Source organism: Lichenifustis flavocetrariae, assembly GCF_026130545.1.
In the GTDB taxonomy this organism is placed as follows: domain Bacteria; phylum Pseudomonadota; class Alphaproteobacteria; order Rhizobiales; family Beijerinckiaceae; genus Lichenihabitans; species Lichenihabitans flavocetrariae.
Window position 1 is genome coordinate 1 of sequence record NZ_JAMOIM010000108.1, and the last position, 4,975, is coordinate 4,975.

Annotated in this window: 5 protein-coding genes and 1 pseudogene; 4 read left to right on the forward strand and 2 right to left on the reverse strand. The window is 61.9% G+C overall.

Annotated features, from left to right (window positions below; genetic code table 11):
• Positions 1–216: 216 nt before the first annotated feature.
• Both M8523_RS35745 and M8523_RS35750 read right to left on the reverse strand, forming a co-directional pair.
• Entirely contained in the window at positions 217–786 is a 570-nt protein-coding gene (locus M8523_RS35745; RefSeq protein ID WP_282589554.1) for an FxDxF family PEP-CTERM protein, read from the reverse strand.
• A gap of 436 nt (positions 787–1,222) precedes the next feature.
• Positions 1,223–1,465, reverse strand: a complete 243-nt coding sequence (locus M8523_RS35750; RefSeq protein WP_282589555.1) for a hypothetical protein — start codon at positions 1,463–1,465, stop codon at positions 1,223–1,225.
• Between M8523_RS35750 and M8523_RS35755 the strand changes: the two are divergent.
• From M8523_RS35755 to M8523_RS35770, 4 genes and pseudogenes are all read left to right on the forward strand, one after another.
• Positions 1,391–1,641: pseudogene (locus M8523_RS35755) on the forward strand (oxidoreductase); the annotation flags it as partial. The gene M8523_RS35750 and the pseudogene M8523_RS35755 overlap by 75 nt on opposite strands.
• Before the next feature lie 229 nt (positions 1,642–1,870).
• Positions 1,871–2,842, forward strand: a complete 972-nt coding sequence (locus M8523_RS35760) for a D-2-hydroxyacid dehydrogenase family protein (RefSeq protein WP_282589556.1) — start codon at positions 1,871–1,873, stop codon at positions 2,840–2,842.
• A gap of 124 nt (positions 2,843–2,966) precedes the next feature.
• Complete coding sequence (locus M8523_RS35765) at positions 2,967–3,158, forward strand: hypothetical protein (RefSeq protein WP_282589557.1); 192 nt, start codon at positions 2,967–2,969, stop codon at positions 3,156–3,158.
• 945 nt (positions 3,159–4,103) lie between these two features.
• A complete protein-coding gene (locus M8523_RS35770; RefSeq protein WP_282589558.1) occupies positions 4,104–4,916 on the forward strand; it encodes an integrase arm-type DNA-binding domain-containing protein in 813 nt (270 codons plus the stop codon).
• Positions 4,917–4,975 lie beyond the last annotated feature (59 nt).

Sequence of the window (4,975 nt, forward strand, 5' to 3'; positions counted from 1 at the left end):
TCGCCGCTTCCTCCAAATCCCCATAGTGAAGGGCCACCCCCGCGCGTTCGTCCTTGGGCGGCTTACCGACGCCGGCTGTGAGCCAAAACGCGCGACCGGAGCCGGCCGGCGTCCGTAACCCTTCACCGTCTCGGACTCTGGGGGGGCTGCTTCCAGGCAAACGAAAACGCCCGCAGCGTGAGCCACGGGCGTCGTGTCTGACCGGGTCCGCTTGGGTCAGGCCGCAGCAGCAGCCTTCTTGCGCTTAACGCCATAGCCGACCGCGCCGAGGGCCAGGAGGGCAGCGCCGAACATCGGAGCGGAAGCCGGAAGAGGGACGCTGGATACCGATAAGGCGACTGATCCTCCGTAAGTTGGATCATCCTTCGTGGTTCCAGAAACAACGAGGTAGAACTGGCCTGCCGCTTGCCTGATTGGGGCGAAGCCGCCCGATTCGAAACCAAAGAAAGGGCTTGTGGCAGTCGCAGACGCTATTTGCGTCCCATTGCCAGGAACGCCTGAATAGAAGGTGATTGTAAACGGATCAATTAGTTGGTTGCTAAATGTATATGAATTTGTAATCGACGCCGATATTAGGTCAGTGCTGATCGTGGAGAAGGTATACGTATCCGTGAACGTTCCTGGAGGAACCATCCGGCCAAGACCAGCACTGTCGTTTCCAGGAACTCCGGTGAAAACACCCAGGTCTGTCGTAGTGTCTGCTGGCGGCAATGGGGCTGCTGTAGCCGGGAGAGCAGCGGCACAAATAAGTGATGCCCCTGTCATCAATGGAAGGACAAATTTCATCTCAATCACCTCAATATACCACCCCTACCTATGTAGATGAACTTTTAGTCATGTAATGCAACGTCCCCGCCAACCAGGACAGATCACATTTTCGTGAACTTTTCCGAACGTTACCTTTCTTTCGTGATCATAGCGCAGCTTTGTCAGCAGGTTGCATTGCAACAAACCTTGTCTTTCGAAAAATTCGAGCGCACCTTGACATAGTTGGCTTGCGCCTCCGCAAACAACGTTGCCGGGCTCGATCAATGCGCATTAGTTGGTCGGGCTTGGCGTTTATGAGGTCGGGCGGGCTAGGTGTGTTCGCTATCCAATAACGCAAGGTTGCACGGGCAAAACTCAACTCGGACTGGGTAGCCAAGCCCGGACATGTCAAGTCGGACGTCCGCTCTCGGCAGCGGAGTCAATGTCAGTTTCCCACCCCGTTTTGACGGTCTACCTAGCGGATCGGAAACTCCACGGCTTGGCCCAGAAGCACGGCGGCACGGGCGGCAGTTGATGCGGCCAAGGTGGCCTCGGCGAACGCGGCCCCGTCTGGTGGGACAACGGCGCCTGCCGACGACGGTGAGAAGCCATAGTTTAGGCGGGCCCTTTGGATTGACAAAACCCAGGCCTGATCCAGGACTATCGCCTCGCCGCGCGCCACTCCGTCGCCGCCGGCTTCGATGGGGACCAGGTGCATGCCGTGAACGGCCTCCTGATCGACCAATTCCTGAGAGACGGCTCCAACATCGCTGCGACGAGTATGGTGGCAGCGTCGGCAACCGCATCCGGCTGCTGCGCGAGGTGACGGAGGTCGTCGTCGCGGACGTGGGAGCGGGCGTGACCTCCGTCAGGTTGTCACCGAACGGCGCGATCTTCCCCACCGAATCCATGACCGCCTGGCGCTGGCGGAAGGCAATGCGGCCACGTGGTACACCCGTGGGCTGAGGGGCTACGTCGACTATGCCAGGGCTTGCGGATGACCGAAAATGCCGGGCGTACCAGTAAGACCGAAGATCGTCGTCCATTTCAGCCGCTGACGGGCAACCCCGTTGAGCGCATAAGGTGAGTAAGCCTCCCGTCGGGGATGCAACACGGAGCAACCATGGTCAAGATCGCCGTCCTAGATGATTGGCAGGACGTGGCGCGTCGCAGCGCCGACTGGTCGGCCCTGGAAGTCCGCGCCGATGTGGTCTTCTTCGCCGACGCCCTCGGCACCGAGGAGGAGGCTGCGGGCGCCCTGGCCGAGTTCGACATCCTTATGACAATGCGAGAACGAACGGCCATGCCAGACAGCCTCCTCGCGCGGCTGCCCAAGCTGCGCATGATCGGCATCACGGGCGGCGCCAACGCCTCGCTCGACATGCAGGCCTGCGCGCGGCGGGGAATCACCGTCTGCAACACCACCGGCGGGGCTCCCACGGCGTCGTGGGCAACCGCCGAACTTGCGCTGGGCCTTTTAATCGCCGCCGCGCGGGCGATCCCGGCGGCCGATGCCACCATGCGGGCCGGCGGCTTCCAGCACGGTGTTCCAGTCGGCATTGGGCTGGCGGGGAAGACGCTCGGCATCCTCGGCCTTGGCCGGCTCGGGACGCGGATGGCGCGTTACGGCGCCGCGCTCGACATGAACGTCATCGCGTGGAGCCCGAACCTGACGGAAAAGAAGGCACGGGAGGCCGGGGCACGGCTGGTCGGCAAGGACGACCTCATGGCGACGTCAGATGCGATCTCCATCCACATGGTGCTGTCGCCCCGCAGTCGCGGAATCGTCGGCGCCGCGGACATCGCCCGCCTCAAGCACGGCGCCATCCTGGTCAACACCTCCCGGGGGCCGCTGGTCGACGAGGCGGCGCTGGTCGCCGCCGTTCAGGCGAGCCGGATCATCGCCGCGCTCGACGTCTTCGACACGGAGCCGCTGCCGAAGGACCACCCGTTCCGTGCGGAGGGGGCGACAGTTCTAACGCCCCATCTCGGCTACGGCGTGGCTGAGACCTGGCACGATTTCTATCCCAAGAGCGTCGAGAACGCCCTTGCCTTCCTCGACGGCACCCCGATCCGCGTCGTGGGGCCGAGTTGACCCCGACGCTTCGACCGACGTGGACAAGGGCGTCCTTGGGCTGTGCGTGACGGATGGCCATGCAACAACGCCACCGTACCGCGGTTGACCCAAGGGTGTCTTTGCGCCACCCGAGGACAAAAGAATGACCAGGCACATGCCGCCGGTGCCACCCGCCAACCACAGCCCGAAGGGAACCGGTTCCGATCCGAAGACGGATCGGGACACCTCGACCCACCACAGGCAAGCCGGCAATACCGCCGAGCGGGGCGAGACTGCCAACGTCGAGCAGAACACCACGAACGAGGGATATTTCGCCGGCCGCCGCGTGAAGTAGAACCGGGTCAGGGACGCGGGACACGGGTCAGGCGACGCGTCGAGCACGTGATCTCCGCCTCGCGATCGGTCCCCAGCCTGCTTCCGCGGCTGGGCTCGACCCTCGGTCGGTATCGCGTCTTGTCCTCGGTCGAAGACCCGTGACGTGATGTTCGCTGACGCTGGACGCCGATCGTCATCAAGCCGGTTCGGGCGCCTCGTCGCAACCGTTTTCGCATTCCCGGTCAGCCTCTTTGATCGTCCCGCTCCGCAGGAATGCGTGTCATCATTCGTAGCCAGGGTAAATTCGGTGCGAACGGGCTGGGCGACAGACGACGCTGCGGAATGACAGGCATGCCGACGCAATCCGTCTCCAACCAGGATCAGGTGCGAACATGAGAATAGGCATCATCGGCGCCGGTCGGATCGGCGGCACGCTAACCCGCCGCCTGACCGCGCTCGAACACCGCGTCGGGGGGATCGAACGGCGGAGAATCGGATACCTTCCGACCTTCGGTCACAGAGCGATCAATAGCAATTACCTCGGCGGCTTTCGCGTTATGGGGCCTTCCTGCTCAAGCGCGACAAGGTCGAGACGAACCCTTGGGCGGGAATGCTGCTTGAGACTCCTCGTGACCACATTCATCGCGACCGGGAGCATCGGTGGAGATCGCATCGTGATACTGGGTACGCAACGTAAAAAAGAAAGAAGCTAAGTTATTGCTTCTACGCCGAATTTAGCGGTGCCTTGAGCGTTGGTGGAGCTGAGCGGAATCGAACCGCTGGCCTCTGCAGTGCGATTGCAGAGGTAACCTGTTTTCCTCGTTTATAAGTGGTGAGCTGGTGTTGGCTTAAGGCACGGATTGCTCTAGCGTTCCGGCCATATCGTGTTCTCTCTTGTTGGCTGAAATAGGCGCTGATTTTCGCTCTACCGCTGACACGACACGCTGACACGGAGCCAAATCGCATGCCAAAGCTCACCAAGCGATTGGTAGACAGCACCACGCCCGCTGGTAGCCAAGTGCTGGTCTGGGACAGCGAGGTGAAAGGCTTCGGCCTCCGCGTCACGCCGGCTGGCGCGAAGTCGTATATCCTGAACTATCGCAACTCTGACGGCCGAACCCGTCGCTACACGATCGGCAAGCACGGATCGCCCTGGACGTGCGAAGAGGCCCGCGCGAAGGCTGTGGAGCTGCTTCGACACCTCGCAGCCGGGAACGATCCTCTGGTCACCAAGGCTGAAGCCAAGCGTGCATCGACGATCACGGAGCTAATCGACCTCTACCTTACTGAAGGGCCGGCCGAAAAGCCGAACAAGAAGGCGTCCAGCTGGGCCACTGATGCCTCTAACCTGAGGCGTCATGTTGGGCCGCTGCTCGGCACTAAAACGCTCAAGTCGGTCACCAGCGCTGATCTCTCTCGACTGCAGTCGGACATCGCCGCCGGCAAAACGCGCGCAGACGTGAAGACCGGCAAAATGGGGCGAGCGATTGTGAAGGGAGGGAAGGGAATTGCCTCGCGCGCGCTGGCCATTGTGGGCGCGATGTTCACCTTCGCCGTCGCCCGGGGGCTGATGGCTACGAACCCGGCCCGCGGCGTCAAGCTGGCGAAGGGTGAGAAGCGGGAGCGTTTTCTTGTCGACCGTGAGGTCGTGGCCGTCGCAGAGGCTCTCGCGGTCATGGAGGACGAGCGCACCATCAGCGCTGCTATGGCGGATGCGATTCGGCTGCTGCTCCTCACAGGCTGCCGCAAATCTGAAATCTTAGTGTCTGTCCGATGACATGTTGAGTCGACTGAGTTATTTATGATTCAAGGGAGTCCTGGGAACGGGGTTGCCGA